Origin of the sequence: Microbacterium sp. CH1 (assembly GCF_001595495.1) — a bacterium.
Lineage (GTDB): Bacteria > Actinomycetota > Actinomycetes > Actinomycetales > Microbacteriaceae > Microbacterium.
In genome coordinates, this window is sequence record NZ_LOSO01000002.1 from 15,029 (window position 1) to 35,027 (window position 19,999).

Below are 19,999 nucleotides of genomic sequence, written 5' to 3' on the forward strand. Positions count from 1 at the left end.
AACTCTATGGGAGCGCTCCCACGATGTCAAGAGCGCCGTCTACAGGTGCCTCCCGCACAACCGGCGTACCCTTGTCCGGTGCCCGAAGCCACCCTCTCTCCTGCCCTCGCCCGCGCCGAGTCCCTGATCCGCAGCATCCCGGACTACCCGGAGCCCGGGATCATCTTCCGCGACATCACGCCGCTCCTCGCCGATGCCGAGGCCCTCCGCGCGACGACCGAGGCGATCATCGAGCCCTTCGCGGGACAGTTCGACGTGGTGGCCGGCATCGAGGCGCGGGGCTTCATCCTCGCCGGGGCCGCCGCCATCGCCGCGGGGGTCGGGCTGATCCCGATCCGCAAGGCCGGCAAGCTCCCCCGCCCCGCGGCCTCCGTCGACTATGCCCTCGAGTACGGCACGGCGACCATCGAGATGCACGACGACCTCCCCGCGGGATCCCGCGTCCTCCTCATCGACGACGTGCTCGCCACCGGAGGAACCCTGGCCGCCGGTCGGCAGCTCGTGGAGCGTCTCGGCAGCCACGTCGCCGGCATCTCGGTGCTCTTCGAGATCGACGGCCTCGGCGGCCGCGACACGATCGGCGACCTCCACACCGTCTTCCACTCCTGACCCCGAGACCCCGGTCTCTCGCCGACACCCCGTCGGAGCGCCGCGCGCAGGACGGGGTTTCGGCGAGGAGCAGGGGTCTCGGCGGAGCGAATCGACGGGACGGGGAGCCGGTAGACTGAACCCGCCCGTCCGCCCGCGACTCTTGGAGCCGTCATGCCCACCATCGTCGTCGACGTCATGCCCAAGCCCGAACTGCTCGACCCGCAGGGGAAGGCCGTCTCCGGCGCCTTCGCCCGTCTGGGCGTCGAGGGCTTCACCGACGTCCGCATCGGCAAGCGCTTCGAGCTCACCGTCGAGGGCGAGGTCACCGACGAGGTCCTCGCCGAGGCCCGCCGCATCGCCGACGAGGTGCTCTCGAACGCCGTGATCGAAGACGTCGTGGGCGTCGAGGTGGCGGAGTGACCATCCGCATCGGCGTCGTCACCTTCCCCGGCTCGCTGGACGACGTCGACGCACAGCGCGCCGTCCGCATCGCGGGCGCCGAGCCCGTCGCCCTGTGGCACGGCTCGCACGACCTCGAGGGCGTCGACGCCCTCGTCCTCCCCGGCGGGTTCAGCTACGGCGACTACCTCCGTGCCGGTGCCATCGCCGCCCTCTCGCCCATCATGAACGAGGTCAAGGACGCCGCCGCGAAGGGCATGCCCGTCCTCGGCATCTGCAACGGCTTCCAGATGCTCGTCGAGGCCCACCTGCTGCCCGGCGGCCTGATCCGCAACAACCACCAGCACTTCGTGCGCCGCGACCAGAAGCTCACGGTCGAGAACGCCGACACCGCCTGGACCAACGCCTTCCGCACCGGCCAGGAGATCGTCATCCCGCTGAAGAACGCGGACGGCGGCTACATCGCCGACGAGCAGACGCTCGACCGCATCGAGGGCGAGGGTCTCGTGGCGTTCCGCTACGCCGGCGTGAACCCGAACGGCTCGCTGCGCGACATTGCCGGCCTGACGAACGAGGCCGGCAACGTCGTGGGCCTGATGCCGCACCCCGAGCACGCCACCGAGCCCGGTTTCGGTCCGGACACCGCTGTCGCGATGCGCAGCGGCGTGGACGGCCTCGACTTCTTCACGAGCGCGATCGCCGCCGTCGCCCGCGTCGCCGCCTGATACCTCCCTCGACCCACCCCTCTGCGCGCGTCCCACCCCGTTGCGGGCGCGCGGAAGGGGCCGGGTCGACCGCAAGAGGCCGGGTCGACAGGCGGGTCAGGGGAGACGGAACGGGTTGTCGCCCACGGCCGCGAGCAGGTACCAGGCCGTCGTGCCGGTGTGCAGGCTCGCGTAGTAGAGGTCGCCGAAGCCGGAGTCGAGCCCGTCGGTCGACGTCGCCACGATGCCCTTGCCGTCGCCGTTCGCCGCGTCGCGCTGCACCAGCCGGATGTCGGCCAGCAGCTCCTCCGCGCGATCCTGGTCGCCGGCGGCCCCCCGCTCCTGCAGCGCGAGTGCGAGGTGCCCGCTGCCCTCGAACCAGACCTTCGACACGTCCGCGTCGCTGATCGACGGACCGCGGTACGGACCGTCCTGGGCCACGAGGTGCGCGAGCGTCCAGTCCACGGCCGAGCCGTATCGGGCGCCCCCGATGCCGAGCAGGCTCCACGTCTGGGCGTCGAGCGGGATGGGACGGGTGTTGATCGTGCTGCCGTCGAGCAGCGTCCCAGTGTCCACGTGCCCGTCGGCGCTCTGCATCGCCGCGACGAATCCGGCGGCCACCGCCGCGCGCTCCGCCCACACCCCGTCGTCCGTGAGCTGGCCGAGCTGCGTGAAGAAGCCGGCGATGTCGCTGTTGTGCTCGGTGGACTTCCACTCCAGCGGCACCCCGGCATCGGTCTGCCCGCCGGTGTAGCCGTAGGGTGCCCGCGTCATGTCGGCGGTGTTGTCCTGGATCCACTCCGCGATGCGCACCGCGCCGTCGAGATACCGTGTCTCCCCGGTGGCATGGAAGAGGCGGGTGAGCGCCATGCCCACCCAGGCCTGGTTGCCAGTGAAGGTGCCGGGCCCGGTGATCTCCATCCGGCCCTGACGGATGCCGTGCGGCTCGTACGAGGTGCGGACGCGGCCGTCGCCGATGGGGTCGTTCTCCTGCACGAAGAGGAGGGTGTCCGCGACAGCCCGCGCACGGCGCAGGTCGTCCGGCAGACCGCGGGCCGTGTAGGCGATCACGACCAGGGCGTCGTCGTAGACGAAGGAGGGCGTGAAGTCCCAGGACGGCGTGGTGAAGAACCCGCCCTCGTAGCTGCGGGGCAGGCAGCGGCCCTCGCCGTCGCAGAACTCGTCGACCCGCGCGTCGAGGAACTCGTACGCGAGCGCCACCGAAGCCGCGGGGTCGTTCACCGGGTCCGCCGGGGGCTGCGCGCGGGCACCGAATGCGTCGGACACGGCGGGGGCGGCGCCGACGAGCACGGCACCGACGACGAGCGCGGCGACGACCGCCCAGGGCGCGGATCGGCGGGCGGAAGCGGACATCACGACCTCTCGACGGCAGGATCCCCGGGGGACATGCCGCGAGCGACACGGGGGGATGCTCGCAACCCTGTCATGACAGGAGGCACCGGGGGAAGTGTCTTTCGGCCACATGCGCGTGTACCAAAGCGACCGGATGCGTGCAAGGCGTTTGCCGCACCCGGAGCACGGCGCGCACGATGGTCCTCCCGTCCCCGACCTCCCGGAAAGGACACCCCATGTCCCGCGACCAGTACACCTTCACCAACCCGGTCGAGCTCTACGCCGACATCCAGCCGCAGAAGCAGCACATGCGCGAGCCCGGTCTCGACGCCGATCTCACCCCGAAGGCCGACCTCGGCGAGGAGTCGTACCGCGGCACCGGACGGCTGACCGGGCGCAAGGCACTCATCACCGGCGGCGACTCGGGCATCGGCGCGGCCACCGCGATCGCGTTCGCCCGCGAGGGCGCCGACGTCGCAATCTCCTACCTGCCGGAAGAGGAGGAGGACGCGAGCCGCATCGCCGGCATCCTCCGCGAGGCGGGAGCCACCGTCGCCACGATCCCCGGCGACCTGCGCGACCCGGAGTACTGCCGCACCCTGGTGGCCGAGGCCGTCGCGGCGCTCGGCGGGCTCGACATCCTCGTCAACAACGGCGGCAAGCAGGTCTTCCAGGAGTCCCTCACCGATGTGACGGACGAGCAGTTCGACGACACGTTCAAGACCAACGTGTACGCGATGTTCTGGATCACGAAGGCCGCCCTCCCGCACCTCCCCGCGGGCTCGACGATCATCAACACGACCTCGATCCAGGCCTACTCGCCGTCGGACATCCTCGTCGACTACGCCTCGACGAAGTCGACCATCAATGCGTTCACCAAGGGCCTCGCCCAGCAGCTCGCGCCGAAGGGCATCCGCGTGAACGCCGTGGCTCCGGGACCGATCTGGACCCCGCTGCAGCCGAGCGACGGGCAGCCGCAGGAGAAGATCGCACAGTTCGGCCAGGACACTCCGCTCGGCCGGATGGGTCAGCCCGCCGAGCTCGCCCCCGCCTACGTCTTCCTCGCCTCGCCCGAGTCGAGCTACGTGCTCGGCGAGACCCTGAACGTCAACGGCGGCATGCCCACGCCCTGACCCTCATCCCCCGTCGACCCACCCCCTTCCGTTCCTGCCGGCCCCTTCCGGCCGTCCGCAAGGGGGTGGGTCGGACGGAAAGGGGTGGGTCGACGGAGAGGGGGAGAGAGGGCGCCGAACCGTTTCGATACCTGTGGTGGCGGGACTGTAAGCGTTTGCAGTAGCCTGATCGCATGGCACAGCTCGAACAGATCGCAGCCCCCGGTTCCGAGTGGTGGCGCAGCGCCGTCATCTACCAGATCTACCCCCGCTCCTTCGCGGACGCGTCGGGCGACGGCATCGGCGACCTGCCGGGCATCACGAGCCGCCTCGACGCCCTGCAGGAGCTCGGCGTCGACGCGATCTGGCTCAGCCCGTTCATGACCAGCCCGCAGCGCGACGCCGGCTACGACGTGGCCGACTACCGCGACGTCGACCCGCTGTTCGGCACGCTGGCCGACTTCGACGAGATGCTGGAATCCGCCCACGCCCGCGGAATCCGCGTGATCGTCGACCTCGTCCCCAACCACTCCTCCGACCAGCACCCCTGGTTCCAGGAGGCGCTCAAGGCGGCGCCGGGCAGCCCGGAGCGCGCGCGCTACATCTTCCGCGACGGCCGCGGTGAGAACGGTGACCTGCCCCCGAACAACTGGGAGTCGGTATTCGGCGGCGGCATGTGGCAGCGCGTCACGGAGGCCGACGGCACGCCCGGCCAGTGGTACCTGCACATCTTCGACGCCACGCAGCCCGACTTCGACTGGAACAACGAGGGGGTGCAGGAGGAGTTCCGCTCGATCCTGCGCTTCTGGCTCGACCGCGGCGTCGACGGCTTCCGGGTCGACGTCGCCCACGGCATGATCAAGACCGACGGCCTGCCCGACTACACGCCGCCGACCGATGCGGACTCCATGGGCGGCGGCGAGTCGAACGTGCCGTACTGGGGCCAGGACGGCGTGCACGAGATCTACCGCGACTGGCACAAGGTGCTCGCCGAGTACGACGGCGACCGCGCGCTCTGCGGCGAGGCCTGGATGCCGACGCTGAAGGAGACCGCCCTCTGGGTGCGTCCGGACGAGATGCACCAGACCTTCAACTTCCCGTACCTGATGACGGCGTGGGACGCGAAGGCACTCGGCGACGTGATCCGCGAGTCGCTGGACGCGTTCGGCGCGGTCGGCGCCCCCAGCACCTGGGTGCTGTCCAACCACGACGTCGTCCGGCACGCCACGCGCCTCGCCCTCACGATCGACAACCCGCAGGGCGAGGGCATCGGCCCGAACACCCCCGACAAGCCCGACACCGCCATCGGCCTGGCCCGTGCCCGCGCCGCCACGACGCTGATGCTCGCACTCCCCGGCTCCGCCTACCTGTATCAGGGCGAGGAGCTCGGGCTGCCCGAGGCGATGGAGATCCCGGACGAGTACCGTCAGGACCCGACGTGGTTCCGCACGAACGGCGAGCGCTACGGACGCGACGGCTGCCGCGTGCCCCTGCCGTGGGAGGCGGAGGCTCCGGCGTTCGGCTTCAACGACACGGGCCTCTCGTGGCTCCCGCAGCCCGCGGAGTGGGCGGACTATGCCCGGGACGTCGAGGAGGTCGACCCGGCGTCGACCCTCGCCCTGTACAAGCGCCTTCTCGCCGGCCGCCGCGAGTTCGGATTCGGCACCGGGTCGCTGGTGTGGGAGGACGCCGGTCCCGATGCCGTCGCCTTCCGCCGCGGCGAGGTGCACGTGCTGGCGAACCTCGGCACGGCTCCGCTCGACCTCCCGGAGGGCGCGGTCGTCCTGCTCCGCAGCCAGCCGTTCGACGGCCCCGAGGTCCCCGTCGACACCGCCGTCTGGTACACCAAGGCCTGACACCCGCTGCGCCCGTGGCGCGCTCCACCCGGGGCGTGTCACGGGCGTCTCCGATCCGAAGGACAGACGATGGCGAGCATCGACGAGGTCGCCCGGCTCGCCGGCGTCTCCACCGCGACGGTCTCCCGCGCGCTGAGCGGCCGCGGGCACGTGTCCGAGTCGGCGCGCGAGCGCGTACAGGCGGCTGCCACCTCCCTCGGGTACGTCGTGTCCTCCCGCGCCTCGAGTCTCGCGTCGGGGCGCACGCGCAACATCGGGGTCGTCGTGCCGTTCCTCGACCGCTGGTTCTTCAGCACCGTGCTGTCGGGGGTGTCCGCCGCACTCATGCGTGCGGGCTACGACATCACGCTCTACAACATCACCGCCGACAAGGACGTGCGCCGCCACGTCTTCGACACGTTCCTGCGCCGCCAGCGCGTGGACGCCGTGATCGCCGTGTCCATCGAGCTGGACGAGGACGAGACCCAGCAGCTCCTCGACCTCGGGCTCCCCGTGATCGCGATCGGGGGCCCGAACCCGAAGCTCGACACCCTCACGGTCGACGACGTCGCCGTGGCCCAGCTCGCGACGGAGCACCTGCTCGGGCTCGGGCACACGGAGATCGCGCACATCGGCGCGAACCCCGAGTTCGACATCGACTTCCACATCCCCACGAATCGCCGGCTCGGCTTCGAGAGGGCGCTGGCGAAGGCCGACGTCCCCCTGAACCCCGCGTTCCTGGAGCCCGCCGACTTCACGGTCGAGGGCGGCTACCGCGCCGCGAAGCAGCTCCTCGGGCGCCCGGGGCCTCGCCCCACCGCGGTGTTCGCCGCCTCGGACGAGATGGCGATCGGGGCGCTCCTCGCCGCCCGCGACCTCGGCTTCGCGGTGCCGGGCGACCTGTCCATCGTGGGCATCGACGGCCATGAGCTCGGCGAGTTCTTCCGTCTCACCACGGTCGACCAGTTCCCGCTCGGGCAGGGCGAGCGGGCGGCCGATGCGGTCCTCGCGAAGCTCACCGACCCCGATGCCGTGCGGCCGCCCGCCGCCCTGCCGTACGAGCTCAACGTCCGAGGCACGACGGCGCGACTCGTCTGAGCCGACCGGGGATCAGGCCGCGGTCGCGTCCTTCCAAGTCCGGTAGCCGCCGTCGAGATTGCGCACCGCGCGCCCGTGCTGCCGCAGCAGCCGGGTGGCGATGTGCCCCCGAAGGCCGACCTGGCAGTGCACCACCAGAGGCCCCTCGGGCAGTTCGTCGAGGCGGTCGCGCAGTTCGTCGAGCGGGATGTTCCTGGCGCCGGGGATGGCGCCGTTCGCATGCTCGGCCTCGGAGCGGACGTCGATGAGGGCGGCTCCCGCACGCAGGGCGTCGTCGAGCTCGTGCCACTGGAGGGTCGGCGTGGTGCCGTTGCGGGTGTTCTCGGCCACGTATCCGAGGATGTTCACGGCATCCTTCGCGGAACCGAACTGCGGGGCGTACGCGAGCTCCAGGTGCGCGAGCCCGGAGGCGGTGACGCCCGCCTGCAGCGCCGTCGCGATGACGTCGATCCGCTTGTCCACGCCGTCACGACCCACGATCTGCGCCCCGAGGATGCGGTCGGTGGCGGGGTCGGCGAGAAGCTTCATCGACAGGGTCTCCGCGCCCGGGTAGTAGCCGGCGTGCGATCCGGGGTGCACGTGCACGGCGAAGAACGCGCGGCCCGCGGCACGGAGCTGCTTCTCGCTCCAACCGGTCTTCGCGGCGGCGAGGCCGAACACCTGCACGATGCCGGTGCCGAGCGCGGGGCGCGCCGACTCCTCCCGACCCGCGATGACGTCGGCCACCATGCGGCCGTGGCGGTTGGCGAGACCGGCCATGGTCACCAGCGCCGCACCGCCACCGATGAGGTCGGCCTTCTCGACGCCGTCGCCCACCGCGAAGACGTCCGGGGCACTGGTGCGGCAGGCATCGTCGACCGCGATGCCGCCGGTCTCGCCGAGACGGATCCCCGCGGCGCGGGCGAGTCCGGCCTCGGGCACGACCCCGGAGGCGTCGACGAGGAACTCCGCGGGGAGGGTGGCACCGTCGCTCAGGGTCACGGAATCCGCGGCCATGGCCACGACCTCGACGCCGAGGCGCACGTCGACGCCGCGACGCCGGACCTCGGCCGCCAGAGGGGCGGCCATCTCCGGATCCAGCGGGGCGAGCAGCTGGGCACCGCGTTGCACCAGGGTGACCGCGGCGCCTCGGGCGACGAGGTTCTCCACGGCCTCGAGTCCCGTGTACCCGCCGCCCACGACGACCACCGGCAGCCCGGGGCGGAGGGCCGCGTCGATCGCATCGGCATCCGCCACGGTCCGCAGGCTCCGCGCGGGGAGGGCTCCGGTCGGCTCGTCGCCGCGGGGGCGGGCACCGGTGGCGAGCACGAGGCGGTCGTACGGGTGGGTGCTGCGGTGGCCGCTGTCGAGATCGACGACCTCGACCGTCTTGCTCGCGGTGTCGATGCCGACCACGTCGTGACGGACGCGGACGTCGATCCGGAAGCGGCGGTGCAGCGACTCCGGAGTCTGCAGCAGGAGGGCATCGCGCTCCTCGATCACGCCGCCCACGTAGTAGGGCAGGCCGCAGTTGGCGTAGGAGACCTCGGGCCCGCGCTCGAAGACGACGATGTCCGCGGACTCATCGAGCCGCCGGAGCCGGGTCGCCGCCGACATGCCGCCGGCGACGCCACCGACGATGACGACGCGGAGCGGCGCGCTCATCGGCCGAACAGCCGGGACAGGAGACCACCCTTGGCCTCGTCCTTCGGGTGGCCCGTGCACCAGTCCGACGCCGGCACGGTGCGGCGGACGGCATCGACGTGCTGGCCGCACCCCGCCCAGGTGGTCTTCCCGCAGGTACGGCAACGGGCTGCTCGACACATGTGTTCACTCCTCACTTGATACCCCGGTGGGTATCCAGCTACTATACCCCCAGGGGTATAGTAGAACGCACAGCCGGCCTTCAGGGAGAGACCATGACCACCGTCGACACCGACACGCAGCGCAAGATCGCCAACCGCCTCAAGCGCGCACAGGGACAGCTCGGCGCCGTGATCGCCGCGGTCGAAAGCGGCGGCGACTGCCGGGCCGTCGTCACGCAGCTGGCCGCGGTGACCTCGGCGCTGGACAAGGCCGGGTTCCAGATCATCGCCTCCGCCATGAAGACCTGCCTGGAGGACCCCGCGCAGGACGACGCCGTCCCCCTCCCCGACCTGGAGAAGCTCTTCCTCACCCTCGCCTGAACACGACCCGGCCCCTTGCGGCCACCCCGGCCCGTTGCGGACGATCGCAACAGGCCGGGGCGCACGCAAGGGGCCGGGTCGGCGAAGGGGGGTCAGGGGACGAGGAGACCGGTGGTCGCGGTGCGCGCCGTCTCGAAGCGGCGCTGCACGTCGGGCCAGTTCACGAGGTTCCAGAACGCCTTGACGTAGTCCGCCCGCACGTTGAGGTAGTCGAGGTAGTAGGCGTGCTCCCACACGTCGAGCTGCAGCAGCGGGATGACGCCGAGCGGCGCGTTGCCCTGCTGATCGAAGAGCTGGAAGATCACGGGACGAGCGCCCACCGAGTCCCAGGCGAGCACGGCCCAGCCGGAGCCCTGCACACCGAGGGCCGTCGCGGTGAAGTGCGCGCGGAAACCGTCGATCGACCCGAATGAGTCCGCGAGCGCCGCCGAGAGCTCGCCCTCCGGAGCCCCGCCGCCCTCGGGCGAGAGGTTCTGCCAGAACACGGAGTGGTTGATGTGGCCGCCGAGGTTGAACGCGAGGTCTTTCTCGAGCTTGTTCACCGCTCCGAGGTCGCCGCTGTCGCGGGCCGCCGCGAGCTGCTCCAGCGCCGTGTTCGCGCCGGTCACGTAGGCCTGGTGGTGCTTGGAGTGGTGTAGCTCCATGATCTTGCCGGAGATGTGCGGCTCCAGTGCCGAGTAGTCGTAGGGCAGCTCGGGGAGCGTGTACGGAGTGGACATGAGGGTTCCTTTCGTGACGGGGTCAGAGGGCGGTGTCGTGGGACAGGGCGTGGAATCGGCGGTCGATGTAGACGAGCGGGCGGGCGGGGCGGCCGGTGAGCACCTCGAGCACCTCGGCGATCACCACGGTCGACGAGCCGACGGGCACGGTCTGGATCGCCCGGCAGCGCAGCGCGACACGGGCCTCCGCCAGGTGCGGCTCGCCGGTCGGCAGCGTCGTCCAGCCCTGCTCGGGCGTGAAGCGCTCGGAGCCGCTCACCGCGAAGCTCTGGGCGAGCGCGGAGTGCTCGTCGTCGATGAGGTGCACGACGAAGGTGTCGGCGCCGAGGATGGCCCCGGCGCTCCCGGTCGCCCTGGTCACCGAGAACACGATCGCCGCCGGGTCGACCGCGACCGACGACACGCTCGACGCCGTGAGGCCGACGGGGCCGTCCGGACCCTGCGCCGTGATGATGGCGACACCGGCGGGGTGGGTGCGGAACGCCACCTTGAGCCCCTCCCCGACCGGCGTGGGCACCGGAGCGGCAGGGTGCGGGGTGGTGTGCGGGTCGGGGGTCATCGGGTGCTCTCCTCGAGAGGGATGGGGGTGGGGGTCGCGTGGGCGCGCATGGCCGCGCGGTCGACGAGCTTCGTGCGCTCCCGGCCGCGGACGGCTCCGGCGCGGCGCTCGGCCTCGTCGATGCGCAACCAACCCTCCCAGTCCACCACGTCGGGGAGGTCCAGGGGCGGGTCCGGGTCGATGCGGGCGGACGGGGTCGCGGCGAGGTCCTCCACGAGATGCTGCACGGTCTGCGCGGCGTCGGACTTGGTCGAGCCGATGAGGCCGATCGGCCCGCGCTTGATCCAGCCGGTCGCGTAGAGGCCGGCGACGGGCGTGCCGTCGGCATCGAGCACCCGCCCCTCCGCGTTCGGAACGATACCCCGTGCCGCGTCGAACGGCACACCGGGCACGGGCGAGGAGAGATAGCCGATCGCACGGTAGACGGCGCCGACCTCGTACCGGACGAGCTCGCCGGTGCCGACCATGCGGCCGAGCGGATCGGAGGCCGTGCGCTCGAACTCGATGCCCTCCACGCGGTCCGCGCCCAGGACGCGGACGGGTCGATGCCGGAAGTGCAGGTGGATGCGCCGGGAGGCCCCAGTGGACGGACGCTGCGCCCATTCCGTGAGAGTCCGCACGATGATGCGGCGCTGCGAGAACTGCTCCAGCATGCGGGCGGCGTGGTCGTCGAGCTCGAGGTCGGCGGGATCGACGATCACCTCCACGTCGTGCTGCTCCCCGAGCTCGCGCAGCTCCAGGGCCGAGAAGCGCACATCGGCGGGGCCACGACGGGCGAACAGGTGCACGTCGCGGACCCGGCTCGCGGCGAGCGCGTCGAGGATGTGGTCGGGGGTGTCGGTCGACTCCAGCGCCGCGGCGTGCTTCGCGAGGATGCGCGTGACGTCGAGGGCCACGTTGCCCGCCCCGAGCACGGCCACGGACTCCGCCTCCAGGCCCCAGCCCCGCGCGACGTCGGGGTGCGCGTCGTACCAGGCCACGAAATCCGCGGCGCCGAACGATCCGGGAAGGTCGGCTCCCGGCACGTCGAACGCCACGTCACGGTCGGCTCCGGTCGCGATGACGACGCCGTCGTACGCCCGGCGGAGCTCGTCGACCGTCACATCGACGCCGACCTCGACGTTGGCGCGCAGCCGGATGCCGGGCTGGAGGAGCACGTCGTGCAGCGCGTCGATGATCTTGCGGATGCGCGGATGGTCGGGGGCGACGCCGTAGCGGACGAGCCCGTACGGAGCGGGGAGCTTCTCGTACAGGTCGATGGCCGCCTCCGGCACCTGCGCCCGGAGGAGGTCGGCGGCGTAGATGCCCGCGGGGCCCGCGCCGACGATGGCGATGCGCGGCGTCACTCGTGCACCTCCTGCGGCGGGAGCGCGGCGATGAGCGGGTGGTCGTGCCGGATGAGTCCGGTGCGGGCGGCGCCGCCGGGCGAGCCGATCTCGTCGAAGAACTCGACGTTGGCCTTGTAGTAGTCCTGCCACTCGTCGGGCAGGTCGTCCTCGTAGTAGATCGCCTCGACGGGGCACACCGGCTCGCACGCTCCGCAGTCCACGCACTCGTCGGGGTGGATGTAGAGCGACCGCTCCCCCTCATAGATGCAGTCGACGGGGCATTCGTCGATGCACGCCTTGTCCTTGAGGTCGACGCACGGCAGTGCGATCACATACGTCATCGCGACTTCTTCTCTGTCCCACTCACGCCCTCCACCGTAAAACCTCAAGCGCACTTGAGGTCAAATCGAGGCCGAGACCCCGACTTCACGCCGAGACCCCGCCTCCGCCGCGCGGACACGACGGGGTCTCGGCGGGAAAGCGGGGTCTCGGGGAATCAGGCCGGGGAGATACGGAAGGGGGCGGGGAGGAGGTGCTCCTCGCGGGAGCTGGGGCCGACGAGGAGCGTGAAGGCGCCGGGCTCCACGGTCCGGACGCCGGCGGCGGTCACGATCGTGCAGTCCGCGACGGGGACCTCGATCCGCACGCGCGCACTCTCCCCCGGCGCGAGGTCCGCCTGCCGGAAGGCCTTGAGCTCGCGGTCGGTCCAGCTCACGCTCGTCACCTCGTCCCGCACGTAGGCCTGCACGGTCTCGCGGACGGGCCGGTCCCCCGTGTTCGTCACGGTCACGTTCCCCACCACGGTGTCGCCGAGGCGCAGCTCCGTCTGCTCCAGCTCCAGCTCCGCGTACGCCACGGTCGTGTACGACCGGCCCTCGCCGAAGGCCCACGCGGGCGCCTGGGTGAGGTCGGCGTAGCGGTCGCCGTGCTGACCACGGATCTGGTTGTAGTAGGTCGGCTGCTGCCCGACGTGCCGCGCGAACGAGATGGGCAGCCGTCCCGAGGGCTCCACGGCACCCGTGACGATGTCGGCGAGCGCCCGTCCGCCCTGCATACCCGGATTCGCGGCCCAGACCACCGCCGCCGCCCGCTGCACCGAGGGCGGGAGCACGAGCGGCTTGGACGCGAGGAGCACCACGACGACGGGCTTCCCGGTCTCGATGAGCGCGTCGAGCAGGGCGTTCTGGCCGCCGATGAGCTCCAGCGTGGCCGTGGACCGCCCCTCGCCCACGAGCTCGATGCGATCGCCGACCACCGCCACCACGACGTCGGCGGCCTCGGCAGCGGCCACCGCCTCCGCGATGAGCGCAGGATCCGGCGGGCACGGCTGCACCACGGGAGGACGCGGCTGGTTGTCCGGGAAGTGCGTGCCGCGGGGGTCGTCGGCGAGCGTGAGGATGTCGGCGCCGCGTGCATGCGTGACCGTCCACGCGTCCACCGCACGGAGGCCGTCGAGCACGGTCGTGATCATCTCGCGGGGCTGTCCGTCGAGCCAGCCCGCCTGGCCCGAACCGCCGGCCCAGTCGCCGAGCTGCGTCTGCGCGTCGTCCGCGAGCGGCCCGGTCACCGCCACCCGCAGCGGCGCCGCGGCATCCAGCGGCAGCACGCCGTCGTTCTCGAGCAGCACGAGCGAACGGCGCGCGATCTCGAGGTTGAGGTCTGCGTGTGCGGCGCTGCCGACCACGGCGGACACGTCGTCGCGGGGCAGCCGCGGGTCCTCGAAGAGTCCGAGCTCGAACTTCAGCGTGAGGATGCGGGAGACCGCGTCGTCGAAGGCGTCCTCCGGCAGCAGCCCCCGGGCGACCGCGTCCAGCGCCCCCTCGAAGAACCCCGGCGTGGTCATCACCATGTCGTTCCCAGCGCGCACGGCGGCGGCCGCGGCATGGGTGAGGTCGGGCTGCACCCGCTGCCCCCATACCATCCGGCCCACGTTGTCCCAGTCCGTGATGAGGGTGCCGGTGTAGCCCCACTCGCCGCGGAGCACGTCGCTGAGCAGCCACTCGTTCAGCGTGATCGGCACCCCGTCGGTCGTCTGGTAGCCGAGCATGAACGTCCGGCAGCCCTCGCGGGCGACCCGCTCGAACGGCGGCAGGAACCAGGAGCGCAGCTTGCGCGGGGAGATGTCCGCCTCGCTGGCGTCGCGTCCGCCCTGCGTCTCGGAGTAGCCGGCGAAGTGCTTGGCCGTCGCGAGGATGGCCGTGGGGTCGTCGAGCCCGTCACCCTGATACCCGCGGACCATCGCGCTCGCAAGCTCCCCGATGAGGAACGGGTCCTCTCCGAACGTCTCCCCCATCCGTCCCCAGCGCAGGTCGCGGGCGATGCACAGCACGGGCGAGAACGTCCAGTGGATGCCGGTCACGGCGACCTCCTCGGCCGTCGCCCGCGCCACGCGCTCGACGAGCGCCGGGTCCCAGGACGCCGCCATGCCGAGCTGCGTCGGGTAGATGGTGGCACCGGGCCAGAACGAGTGGCCGTGGATGCAGTCCTCGCCCACGAGCAGCGGGATGCCGAGCCGGGTCTGCGCGACCAGGGCGGCAGCGCGACGCAGACGCTCGTCCGAGGCGTGCAGGATCGATCCCGCGTGCCGCCGGAGCACGTGGTCGTCGATGTCGTCGCGGGCGTCGAGCTGGAGCATCTGTCCGACCTTCTCCTCCACGGTCATCCGGGCAAGGAGGTCGGCAACGCGTTCGGGGATGGTGAGGTCGGGGTCCTGATAGGGCAGTGCAGTGGTCGTCATGTCGCGTTTCCGTCGGGCGGGTGGGGGGTCTCACATCCTCACCGATCCGAGCGGGATCGCCGTCGAGGGCACGCCGTTCCCGCCGGTTCGAGAATCCTCCCGGCTAGGCTCGGGCGCATGGCCATCGACCTCGAAGCGCTCTACATCGATCTGCACCAGCACCCGGAGCTGTCGTTCCAGGAGACCAGGACGGCGGGCATCGCCGCCCAGCACCTGCGCGACCTCGGGCTCGACGTCGAGGAGGGGGTCGGCGTGACCGGCGTGGTCGGGGTGCTGCGGAACCCTTCGACGGGCTCAGGCCCTTCGACGAGCTCAGGCCCTTCGACGAGCTCAGGGACCCAGGGTGAGTTCCCGCGGCCGGTGGTGTGGGTGCGTGCCGACATGGACGCCCTCCCGGTCGAGGAGCAGACGGGGCTGGCGTACGCGAGCACCGCGAAGGGTGTCGACCCGGCCGGCACCACCGTGCCGGTGATGCACGCGTGCGGCCACGACATGCACGTCACCGCGATGATCGGCGCGGTCGAGAAGCTCGTGGCCACGCGCGCGGAGTGGTCGGGCACCCTCGTCGTGCTCATCCAGCCTGCCGAGGAGTACGGCGCCGGTGCCAGGGCGATGCTCGACGACGGCCTGCTCGCCCGCTACCCGAAGCCCGACGTGGTGCTCGGTCAGCACGTCACCCCGCTCCCCGCCGGGATCGTCGGCGTTCGCAGCGGCACCCAGATGGCGGCGTCGGACGGTCTCACCGTCACCCTGCACGGCCGTGGCGGCCACGGCTCCCGCCCGCACGCCACGATCGACCCGGTCGTGATGGCGGCCGCGACCGTGATGCGCCTGCAGACGATCGCCTCGCGCGAGATCGACCCGCAGGGCGTGGCCGTGGTGACGGTCGGCTCGATCCACGCCGGACTCAAGAACAACATCATTCCGGCCGAGGCGAAGCTGGAGCTCAGCCTCCGCTATCCGAACGAGGACGTGCGGGAGAAGGTGCTGACGAGCGTCGAGCGGATCGTGCGCGCCGAGGCGATGGCCTCCGGCGCGGAGCGCGAACCCGAGATCCACACGCAGCACACGCTCCCCGCCACGATCAACGACGAGGAGGCGACGGCGCGGGTCTCGGCGGCGCTGCGTCGGGCGCTCGGGGAGTCGGCGGTCGTCGACCCCGGCATGTTCACCGGCAGCGAGGACGTCTCCTGGTTCGCCCGCGACGCCGAGGTGCCGCTCGTGTTCTGGTTCTGGGGCGGCGTGGACCCCGCCCGCTTCGCCGAGGCCGTCGCCGCGGGCACCGTGGCGAAGGACATCCCCACGAACCACTCGCCGTTCTTCGCGCCGGAGATCCATCCGACGATCGAGGTGGGGGTCACGGCGATGTCCGCCGCTGCCCGCGAGTTCCTCGCCTGACGCGGGTCGGGCTGCTCAGACCTCGACGATCCCCGGCGCGGGCGGAGGCGGCGGCGCGAGCTGCCGCTGCGGCACACCGTGCGCCTCGCGGTGCAGCCGCTCCATGCGGGTGTCGAGTTCGGCAGCGGCGTCGGCGGCGTCGCTGAGGCTGTCGACGAGGTGCGCGGGCACCTGGTTGGAGAACTTGTAGTAGATCTTGTGCTCCAGGCTCGCCCAGAAGTCCATCGCGATGGTGCGGAACTGCACCTCGACCGGCACGGACAGCGCGCCCGTCGAGAGGAAGACGGGGACCTCGATGATGGCGTGCAGGCTCTTGTACCCGTTCGGCTTCGGGTTCGCGATGTAGTCCTTCACCGTGCGGACGGTCACGTCGTCCTGCGCGGTCAGCAGATCGAACAGCCGGTAGACGTCCGCGACGAAGCTGCACGTCACCCGCACTCCGGCGATGTCGGTGATCTCGGCACGGATGCGGTCGAAGTCGGGGTCGTCGATGCCCTTCCTGGCGATCTTCTCGACGATGCTGTCCGGCGACTTCAGCCGGCTCTTCACGTGCTCGATGGGGTTGTACGCGTGATCGTGGGTGAACTCGTCGCGGAGGATCGAGATCTTCGTCTCCACCTCGCGCATCCCGAACTCGTACTCGCGGAGGAAGCGCTGCAGCTGGTCGCGGAGCTCTTTCGCCTCGGAGATCAGGTGCTCGTCGACCGGGATCACGCTCATGAGGACGACGTTATCGATCCGTGATCGGAAACCCCTGTGGATTCGAGAGCGCGACGCGGGCGTCCTCGAGGTGCTGGCCGGAGAGTAGACCGGGGAGGCCGCGCCCCTGGCGGGTGGTGAACAGCAGCACGATCGCGACGAGGATCAGCACCGAGGACAGCGCGTCGAACACCCCACCGAGCATCCCGAGAGCCGTGAGTCCGCCGATGCCGCCCGCCCAGCGCAGCAGCCGGGCGAGCGCGGCCGGCAGCGGCGACCCGGTGTAGCGCAGCCGCACGGCGAGGTCTCCCACCGAGCGGCCGGTGACGAGGATGACCACGAGCCACAGCGCACAGGCGGCCGCCGTGCTCACCGTGCCGGCGAGGGTGCCGTCGAGCACGGCCTGACGGTCCTGCACGACATACTCGAGCCAGAGCTGCACCGCGACGCCCCCGGCGAGCACGACGAACCCGTTCGCGAGTCCGTCGCACAGCATCGCCAGCGCGCGGCGACCCCGGGTGACCGGGCGCGGCTCGTCGGCATCCGCCCGCGCCTGCAGGCCGCGCAGCGACCGGGGCACCACGAGAGCGAGCACCGAGCCGAGCACGGCTCCGGTCGTGTTCGTCATCAGGTCGCCGACGTCGAAGAAGCGGTAGGCGCACGGGTACAGACCCCAGACACCGGTGAGCTGCGTGGTCTCCACGAGCAGCGAGAGCCCGAAGCCGGCGAGGAGCGCGGTCGGGAGGCCGCGGCCGCCCAGCACGCGGAGGAACGCCCCGAGCGGGACGAACAGCAGCACGTTGAACACGAGCTGGAGCAGGGCGGGCTGGCGCAGCGGGTTGCCCGGCGCCGCGAACGCCTTCTGCACGTCGCGCACGACCGACATCGGGTCGGTGATCGCCCCCACGCAGCGGATGGCGTCCGGATCGGGCAGCGGCAGCAGCGTGTACGTCCAGATGGCCCAGAAGTAGACGAGCGCCGCGAGCCAGAGCAGCGTGCGGCCAAGCGAGAGGCGTCCGCGGCGGCGGTAGCTGATCGCGACGAAGGGCACGAAGAGGACGACGCCCGCGGCCAGGCCGATCGCCACGGCGATGACCCCCAGAACGACCTGATCCCCCACTGACGCAAGGATACCGGGAGGCCGTGAGGATTCCGTGAGGGAGCGCCACCGGGCCGTAGGGATTCCGTGAGGATCGCGTGAGGGCGCCTCCGGTCGGCGTAGTGTCGCCGGACGTGTCAGAACAAACGAGGCCGACCCCGGACGCGCCGCCGCGCGCCAAGCGCATCCTGCTCGGCGACCCGCTGACGAGCGCCCAGGTCGACGAGCAGCTCCTCCCCAAGCGCATGGCGCTGCCGATCTTCGCCTCGGACGCGCTGAGCTCGGTGGCCTACGCCCCGCAGGAGCTCGTGATGATCCTGCTCATCGGCGGCCTCACGTTCCTGTCGTTCACCCCGCTCGTCGCCGCGGCCGTCGTCGTGCTGCTGCTCGTGGTGGTGCTCAGCTACCGGCAGCTCATCAAGGCGTACCCCTCCGGCGGCGGCGACTACGAGGTCGCGTCGAAGAACCTCGGCGAGATCCCCGGGGTGATCGTGGCCGCGGCCCTCCTCGTCGACTACGTGCTCACGGTGGCCGTGTCGGTCGCGTCCGGGGTGGACAACATCATCTCGGCGCTGCCGGTGCTCGACCCGCTCCGCGTGGAGCTCGCGGTCGGCTTCGTCGTGCTCATCATCATCGTGAACCTCCGCGGCGTACGCGAGGCGTCGCTCGTGTTCGCCATCCCCACGTACGTGTTCATCGGCTCGGTCGGCATCATGATCGTCACCGGGCTCGTCCGGACGGCACTCGGCGACGCCCCGATCGCGTCCAGCGCGGAGTTCGCCGTGCAGGCGGAGAGCCTCAGCCAGGCGGCCGTGCTGCTGCTCATCCTCCGGGCGTTCTCCAGCGGCTGCTCCGCGCTGACCGGGGTCGAGGCCGTGTCGAACGGCGTGCCCGCGTTCCGGGCCCCGAAGGTGCGCAACGCCCAGTCGACCCTCGTGCTCATGGGGACCATCGCGATCTGCCTGTTCTCCGGACTCACCGCCCTCGCCCTCATCGCCGGCGTGCACTACGCCGAGAACCCCTGCGACCTCATCGGGTTCGACTGCACGACCCCGCAGCCGAGCCTCATGGCGCAGATCGCCGCGGCGACGTTCGGCGGCGGCAGCATCCCGTTCTTCATCGTGCAGGCGGCCACGGCCTGCGTGCTGCTCCTCGCGGCGAACACCGCCTTCAACGGCTTCCCCCTGCTCGGGGCCGTGCTCGCCCGCGACGGCTACGCCCCGAAGTCGCTGAACACCCGCGGCGACCGGCTCGTGTTCTCCAACGGCATGATCCTCCTCGGGATCGCCGCGATCGCGGTGCTCGTGGTGTTCCAGGCCCGGCTGACGACGCTGATCCAGCTCTACATCATCGGCGTGTTCGTGTCGTTCTCCCTGGGCCAGATCGGTATGGTGCGGCACTGGCGACGCCTGCTCCGGGCACCCGTCCCGCCGAACGGCGGCGGCGCCGCGGACCGGCGTTCCGCACGCGTGGGGCTGCTCATCAACTCCGCTGGGGCGACGCTGACCGTGCTCGTGCTGGTCATCGTGACGATCACGAAGTTCACGCACGGCGCCTACCTCGTGTTCTTCGCCATCCCGGTGCTCGCGTTCCTCATGATCGGCGTCAAGCGGTACTACCGGGACGTCGAGCACGAGATCGCCATCGACGACACCACCCGCTTCGGCGCCTCCGGCGACGTCGCGATCGTCCTCGTGAACCATCTGCAGAAGCCGGTGATGAAGGCCATCGACTACGCGATCGCCGCCAAGCACGACAAGACCCTCGCCGTGCACGTGGCCGTGTCGCAGGACGACGCTGCGCGCCTGCAGCAGGAGTGGACCGACCACCTCGTGCCGGTGCCGCTCGTGATCGTCGAGTCGCCGTACCGCTCGTTCGCCCAGCCCGTGACCCAGTTCATCCGGCAGTACCGCGAGAAGCACGGCTCCTCCGTCGTCACGGTCTACCTGCCGCAGTACATCGTGGGGCACTGGTGGGAGAACTTCCTGCACAACCGGCGCGCCCGCCGCCTCGCGAACCAGCTCATGCTCGTGCACGGGGTGTCGATCACCCTGGTGCCGTGGCTGCTCGATTCGTCCGAGCTCATCTACGGGCGGCGCTCGCGTCCGCTGCCCGGGCAGGAGCGGGCGGGGCGGCCGGTCGTGGTGTCGGGGCGGCGGGCGCACCGCCCCGCCGGGCCGCCGTCCGAGTCCTGACGGCGGCG

General features: G+C 71.3%; 19 protein-coding genes. 9 read left to right on the forward strand and 10 right to left on the reverse strand.

What is annotated here, in order from left to right; all coding sequences use genetic code 11:
- Positions 1–78: 78 nt before the first annotated feature.
- From AUV07_RS00955 to purQ, 3 genes are all read left to right on the forward strand, one after another.
- Positions 79–609 (forward strand): adenine phosphoribosyltransferase, encoded by a 531-nt coding sequence (locus tag AUV07_RS00955; protein ID WP_062633083.1) that lies wholly within the window; start codon positions 79–81, stop codon positions 607–609.
- 153 nt (positions 610–762) lie between these two features.
- Positions 763–1,011, forward strand: a complete 249-nt coding sequence (gene purS / locus AUV07_RS00960; protein ID WP_025103985.1) for a phosphoribosylformylglycinamidine synthase subunit PurS — start codon at positions 763–765, stop codon at positions 1,009–1,011.
- Positions 1,008–1,715, forward strand: coding sequence for a phosphoribosylformylglycinamidine synthase subunit PurQ (gene purQ, locus AUV07_RS00965; RefSeq protein WP_062633085.1), 708 nt, complete (start codon positions 1,008–1,010; stop codon positions 1,713–1,715). Before purS ends, purQ begins: the two co-directional genes overlap by 4 nt.
- A gap of 96 nt (positions 1,716–1,811) precedes the next feature.
- Here purQ and AUV07_RS00970 read toward each other — a convergent pair whose 3' ends face one another.
- Positions 1,812–3,068, reverse strand: a complete 1,257-nt coding sequence (locus tag AUV07_RS00970; RefSeq protein ID WP_062633086.1) for a hypothetical protein — start codon at positions 3,066–3,068, stop codon at positions 1,812–1,814.
- A gap of 215 nt (positions 3,069–3,283) precedes the next feature.
- On the opposite strand from AUV07_RS00970, the gene AUV07_RS00975 reads away from it, so the two are divergent.
- The 3 genes from AUV07_RS00975 (at position 3,284) to AUV07_RS00985 (ending at position 7,092) form a co-directional block, all read left to right on the forward strand.
- A complete protein-coding gene (locus AUV07_RS00975) occupies positions 3,284–4,180 on the forward strand; it encodes an SDR family oxidoreductase (RefSeq protein WP_060923499.1) in 897 nt (298 codons plus the stop codon).
- 173 nt (positions 4,181–4,353) lie between these two features.
- On the forward strand, positions 4,354–6,015 hold the full coding sequence (locus tag AUV07_RS00980) for a glycoside hydrolase family 13 protein (protein WP_062633088.1): 1,662 nt from the start codon (positions 4,354–4,356) through the stop codon (positions 6,013–6,015).
- Positions 6,016–6,084: 69 nt separating this feature from the next.
- Positions 6,085–7,092, forward strand: a complete 1,008-nt coding sequence (locus AUV07_RS00985) for a LacI family DNA-binding transcriptional regulator (RefSeq protein ID WP_062633090.1) — start codon at positions 6,085–6,087, stop codon at positions 7,090–7,092.
- Positions 7,093–7,104: 12 nt separating this feature from the next.
- Here the strand turns inward: AUV07_RS00985 and AUV07_RS00990 are convergent, their stop codons facing one another.
- Positions 7,105–8,736 (reverse strand): FAD-dependent oxidoreductase, encoded by a 1,632-nt coding sequence (locus tag AUV07_RS00990; RefSeq protein ID WP_062633092.1) that lies wholly within the window; start codon positions 8,734–8,736, stop codon positions 7,105–7,107.
- A complete protein-coding gene (locus tag AUV07_RS17710) occupies positions 8,733–8,897 on the reverse strand; it encodes a hypothetical protein (protein ID WP_197462087.1) in 165 nt (54 codons plus the stop codon). The genes AUV07_RS00990 and AUV07_RS17710 overlap by 4 nt, the downstream gene beginning before the upstream one ends.
- 93 nt (positions 8,898–8,990) lie before the next feature.
- Between AUV07_RS17710 and AUV07_RS00995 the strand changes: the two genes are divergently transcribed.
- On the forward strand, positions 8,991–9,257 hold the full coding sequence (locus AUV07_RS00995; RefSeq protein ID WP_025103992.1) for a metal-sensitive transcriptional regulator: 267 nt from the start codon (positions 8,991–8,993) through the stop codon (positions 9,255–9,257).
- Positions 9,258–9,349: 92 nt separating this feature from the next.
- Here the strand turns inward: AUV07_RS00995 and AUV07_RS01000 are convergent, their stop codons facing one another.
- The 5 genes from AUV07_RS01000 to AUV07_RS01020 form a co-directional block, all read right to left on the reverse strand.
- On the reverse strand, positions 9,350–9,976 hold the full coding sequence (locus AUV07_RS01000; protein WP_062633094.1) for a superoxide dismutase: 627 nt from the start codon (positions 9,974–9,976) through the stop codon (positions 9,350–9,352).
- Between the two features lie 22 nt (positions 9,977–9,998).
- Positions 9,999–10,535 (reverse strand): flavin reductase family protein, encoded by a 537-nt coding sequence (locus AUV07_RS01005; RefSeq protein WP_197462088.1) that lies wholly within the window; start codon positions 10,533–10,535, stop codon positions 9,999–10,001.
- Positions 10,532–11,881: an FAD-dependent oxidoreductase gene (locus tag AUV07_RS01010; RefSeq protein WP_062633097.1), complete on the reverse strand. Its 1,350-nt coding sequence runs from the start codon at positions 11,879–11,881 to the stop codon at positions 10,532–10,534. The genes AUV07_RS01005 and AUV07_RS01010 overlap by 4 nt, the downstream gene beginning before the upstream one ends.
- A complete protein-coding gene (fdxA, locus tag AUV07_RS01015; RefSeq protein ID WP_025103996.1) occupies positions 11,878–12,204 on the reverse strand; it encodes a ferredoxin in 327 nt (108 codons plus the stop codon). The genes AUV07_RS01010 and fdxA overlap by 4 nt, the downstream gene beginning before the upstream one ends.
- A gap of 155 nt (positions 12,205–12,359) precedes the next feature.
- Positions 12,360–14,600 (reverse strand): glycoside hydrolase family 3 N-terminal domain-containing protein, encoded by a 2,241-nt coding sequence (locus tag AUV07_RS01020; RefSeq protein WP_062633099.1) that lies wholly within the window; start codon positions 14,598–14,600, stop codon positions 12,360–12,362.
- A 117-nt stretch (positions 14,601–14,717) separates the two neighbouring features.
- On the opposite strand from AUV07_RS01020, the gene AUV07_RS01025 reads away from it, so the two are divergent.
- On the forward strand, positions 14,718–15,998 hold the full coding sequence (locus tag AUV07_RS01025; protein WP_062633101.1) for an amidohydrolase: 1,281 nt from the start codon (positions 14,718–14,720) through the stop codon (positions 15,996–15,998).
- Between the two features lie 15 nt (positions 15,999–16,013).
- Here the strand turns inward: AUV07_RS01025 and AUV07_RS01030 are convergent, their stop codons facing one another.
- Both AUV07_RS01030 and AUV07_RS01035 read right to left on the reverse strand, forming a co-directional pair.
- A complete protein-coding gene (locus AUV07_RS01030) occupies positions 16,014–16,718 on the reverse strand; it encodes a GTP pyrophosphokinase (RefSeq protein WP_025104005.1) in 705 nt (234 codons plus the stop codon).
- 10 nt (positions 16,719–16,728) lie between these two features.
- On the reverse strand, positions 16,729–17,817 hold the full coding sequence (locus AUV07_RS01035) for a VanZ family protein (RefSeq protein ID WP_062633103.1): 1,089 nt from the start codon (positions 17,815–17,817) through the stop codon (positions 16,729–16,731).
- A 224-nt stretch (positions 17,818–18,041) separates the two neighbouring features.
- Here AUV07_RS01035 and AUV07_RS01040 point away from each other — a divergent pair, with 224 nt between their 5' ends.
- A complete protein-coding gene (locus AUV07_RS01040; RefSeq protein WP_442922870.1) occupies positions 18,042–19,991 on the forward strand; it encodes an APC family permease in 1,950 nt (649 codons plus the stop codon).
- Positions 19,992–19,999 lie beyond the last annotated feature (8 nt).

Excerpts from the sequence above, each read along its gene's own strand:
- purS (WP_025103985.1), top strand. The coding sequence starts at position 763 with ATGCCCACCATCGTCGTCGACGTCATGCCCAAGCCCGAACTGCTCGAC.
- AUV07_RS00970 (WP_062633086.1), bottom strand. The coding sequence starts at position 3,068 with ATGTCCGCTTCCGCCCGCCGATCCGCGCCCTGGGCGGTCGTCGCCGCG.
- AUV07_RS00975 (WP_060923499.1), top strand. The coding sequence starts at position 3,284 with ATGTCCCGCGACCAGTACACCTTCACCAACCCGGTCGAGCTCTACGCC.
- AUV07_RS00980 (WP_062633088.1), top strand. The coding sequence starts at position 4,354 with ATGGCACAGCTCGAACAGATCGCAGCCCCCGGTTCCGAGTGGTGGCGC.
- AUV07_RS00985 (WP_062633090.1), top strand. The coding sequence starts at position 6,085 with ATGGCGAGCATCGACGAGGTCGCCCGGCTCGCCGGCGTCTCCACCGCG.
- AUV07_RS00990 (WP_062633092.1), bottom strand. The coding sequence starts at position 8,736 with ATGAGCGCGCCGCTCCGCGTCGTCATCGTCGGTGGCGTCGCCGGCGGC.
- AUV07_RS17710 (WP_197462087.1), bottom strand. The coding sequence starts at position 8,897 with ATGTGTCGAGCAGCCCGTTGCCGTACCTGCGGGAAGACCACCTGGGCG.
- AUV07_RS00995 (WP_025103992.1), top strand. The coding sequence starts at position 8,991 with ATGACCACCGTCGACACCGACACGCAGCGCAAGATCGCCAACCGCCTC.
- AUV07_RS01000 (WP_062633094.1), bottom strand. The coding sequence starts at position 9,976 with ATGTCCACTCCGTACACGCTCCCCGAGCTGCCCTACGACTACTCGGCA.
- AUV07_RS01005 (WP_197462088.1), bottom strand. The coding sequence starts at position 10,535 with ATGACCCCCGACCCGCACACCACCCCGCACCCTGCCGCTCCGGTGCCC.
- fdxA (WP_025103996.1), bottom strand. The coding sequence starts at position 12,204 with ATGACGTATGTGATCGCACTGCCGTGCGTCGACCTCAAGGACAAGGCG.
- AUV07_RS01020 (WP_062633099.1), bottom strand. The coding sequence starts at position 14,600 with ATGACGACCACTGCACTGCCCTATCAGGACCCCGACCTCACCATCCCC.
- AUV07_RS01025 (WP_062633101.1), top strand. The coding sequence starts at position 14,718 with ATGGCCATCGACCTCGAAGCGCTCTACATCGATCTGCACCAGCACCCG.
- AUV07_RS01030 (WP_025104005.1), bottom strand. The coding sequence starts at position 16,718 with ATGAGCGTGATCCCGGTCGACGAGCACCTGATCTCCGAGGCGAAAGAG.
- AUV07_RS01040 (WP_442922870.1), top strand. The coding sequence starts at position 18,042 with ATGGCGCTGCCGATCTTCGCCTCGGACGCGCTGAGCTCGGTGGCCTAC.